Here is a 2619-nt window from a genome sequence, read left to right as displayed (position 1 = left end):
CGATGCCGGGCATCGCGCTGGCGGTGTAGGTGCTGCGCTCGACCAGGGTGGTCACCGGGCTGCGGTGGCGCACCGAGAGCCACGCGACCGGCAGGGCCGCCAGGCAGGCGACGAGGCCGGCGAGCAGCGAGAGCCCGAGGGTGGTCGTGGCCGCTGCGGTGAGGGTGGACCAGTCGAACGTCGCCGACGTGCCGCGCACCAGCCAGCGCGTCAGGCTCGTCAGCGGGACGCCGAGGGCAAGCACGACCAGTGCGATCAGCGGCGCCACGGCGAGCGGGCGGCGTCGTCCGAGCCGGATCGGCGTGGAGCGTCGGGGGGCTCCTGCGCCGACCTTGGAGCGTCGACGGCGTCCGCGCACCAGCAGCTCGAGCCCGAGGAGCAGCAGGCAGAAGGCGACCAGCACGAGGGCGAGCAGGGTGGCGGCGGAGCCGGTGAAGGAGGTGCCGTACTGCTGGAGGATCGCGGTGGTGAGCGTCGGGTAGTTGAGCAGCTGGAGGGCGCCGTACTCCGCCAGCAGGTGGAGCCCGACGAGCAGCGACCCGCCGAGCACGGCTGGGCTGATGGCCGGCAGCACGACGGAGGCGAAGGTGTGGGCGCGACCGCGACCGAGCGACGAGCTGACCTCCTCCAGGCCCGGGTCGAGGCGGCGCAGCGCCGCGACGGTGGGGAGGTAGACGAGCGGGTAGTAGGACAGGCTCACCACGAGCACGGCTCCGGCGTAGCTCTGCACGGCCTGGGTCGTCGAGACCCACCCGTAGCCGTTGACGAACGCGGGGACGGCGAGGGGTGCGCACATCAGTCCGTGCCACCAGCCGCGGAACGGGACATCGGTGCGCTCGACCACCCACGCGGCCGCCACCCCCAGCACGGCGCTCAGCACGACCCCGCCGAGGAGCAGGCGGGTGGTGTTCCAGAGCAGCTCGCCGATCCGGTCGCGGAACAAGAACTCCTGCGCCTCCGCGGCGCCGTACGACGCACTCGTCACGACGACGTAGACCAGCGGCAGCAGGGTCAGGGCCGCGACGAGCCCGCCGACCACGAGCAGCGGCCACGGCGCCGCGTTGCGGGACGCAGACCGGCCCGCTCGCCGACGAGGGCGAGCGGGCTGGGTGACGGCGGCCGCGACGTCGGGGCGGGCCGGACGGGCGGGACGGGCCGGGGGCGGGATCAGAGTCAGAGGAAGCCGGCCTCCGTCATCAGGTCCACCACCGTGGCGCCGTCGAGGTCGGACACGTTGACGGCGGGCGGCTCGAGGTCGCTGAACGGCCGCACCGGCGGCTCGAGCTGGACGGCCGGGTTGAGCGGGTACTCCAGGGCGTAGGAGTCGGCCAGCACCTGCTGGCCACCCTCGCTGGTGAGGTAGGAGATGAACTTCTCGGCGTCCGGCTTGTTGTCGCTGGAGGCCAGGATGCCGGCGCCGGAGACGCTGACGAAGGCGCCGGGGTCCTGCTCGCCGAAGAAGTAGAGCTCGCTGTTGTCGCTGACGTCGCCGTTCTCGGCCTGGTCGCGGTACCAGTAGTAGTGGTAGATGATCCCGACCTCGGACTGGCCCGAGTCGACCGACTGCAGCACCACGTTGTTGCCGTCGTAGACCGTGCCGTTGGCCTTGATGCCGGCCAGCCACTCGCGGGTGGCCTGCTCGCCCTCGAGGTCCAGGACGCCGGCGACGATCGCCTGGAAGTCGGCGCCGGTGGGGGAGAAGGAGATCCGTCCGTCCCACTCGGGGTCGGCGAGGTCGAGGATCGAGTCGGGCAGCTCGGCGGCGTCGACGAGGTCGGTGTTGTAGACCAGCACGGTCGAGCGGGCCACGAACCCGGTCCAGGCGGCGCTCGTGGGGCGGTACTGCTCGGGGATGTCGGCAGTGAGCTCGGGCGCCAGGGTCTCGAAGAGCCCGGCGCGCTCGACCTGGGCCATGGCGGGGGAGTTCTCGGTGAGGAAGACGTCGGCGGGCGAGGCGTCGCCCTCGGCGACGAGCTGGGCCGACATCTCGAGGTCCTTGCCGTTGCGCAGCTGCACCTCGATGCCGGTCTGCTCGGTGAAGTCGGCCGCGAGGTCGACGAGCAGCTCCTCGTGCTGGGCGTTGTAGACGACGATCGACGGGCCGTCCTCGCCGCAGCCGGCGGTGAACAGGGTGGCCGCGAGCGTGAGGGCCAGCAGCAGCGGGGCGCGCTTCATCGGGGATCTCCATCCGGGTCGGGGAAGGTCAGGGGAGACGTTAGGGTTGCCTCACCATAGGCTACTGAGGCTTGCCTTACCTACTCCGTGTGAGCAGCGTGACAGCCGTAGGGTCGGGGCCATGGCTTTCTCCCCGCGCACCAGCGCCCTGCTCCGTCGGGCCGGCAAGGCGTTGGCCCGCGCCGCCGTCTCCACCGCGAAGTCGCGTGCCCGCTCGGGCGGAGCGAAGCCGACTCCCCCGCCGACCGGTCCGTCGACGAGCGCGGGCACGCCGGCCTATCGCGGCGACTTCACCGGCAGCGCCGCCATCACCTACGAGCCGCGGGCCGACGGCGACGCCGATCCCGGCGAGGTCGTGCTCGCGCCACGGCCCGGGTATCCGCTGGTCGACGTCATCGGGCAGCTGGATGGATTGCGGGTGGTCGACTACCCGCTTGGATACGC

At 72.2% G+C, this 2619-nt stretch carries 2 protein-coding genes and 1 pseudogene; 1 reads left to right on the top strand and 2 read right to left on the bottom strand.

All coding sequences use genetic code 11. The features are described 5' to 3' along the window. Positions 1-1039, bottom strand: a 1039-nt coding sequence (locus VOI19_RS17875) for an ABC transporter permease (RefSeq protein ID WP_323794297.1), incomplete at its 3' end; no start/stop codon positions are given. A gap of 134 nt (positions 1040-1173) precedes the next feature. Continuing rightward, positions 1174-2175 carry an iron ABC transporter substrate-binding protein gene (locus VOI19_RS17870; protein ID WP_323794296.1) on the bottom strand — a complete coding sequence of 334 codons (1002 nt, stop codon included), beginning with the start codon at positions 2173-2175 and terminating at the stop codon, positions 1174-1176. A 121-nt stretch (positions 2176-2296) separates the two neighbouring features. Between VOI19_RS17870 and VOI19_RS17865 the strand changes: the two are divergent. Beyond that, positions 2297-2619 (top strand): annotated as a pseudogene (locus VOI19_RS17865) (hypothetical protein); the annotation flags it as partial.

Source organism: Nocardioides sp. (genome assembly GCF_034670285.1).
Classification (GTDB): domain Bacteria; phylum Actinomycetota; class Actinomycetes; order Propionibacteriales; family Nocardioidaceae; genus Nocardioides.
The sequence above is the reverse complement of the archived record's forward strand: the minus strand, read 5'-3'. Positions and strand labels throughout refer to the sequence as shown.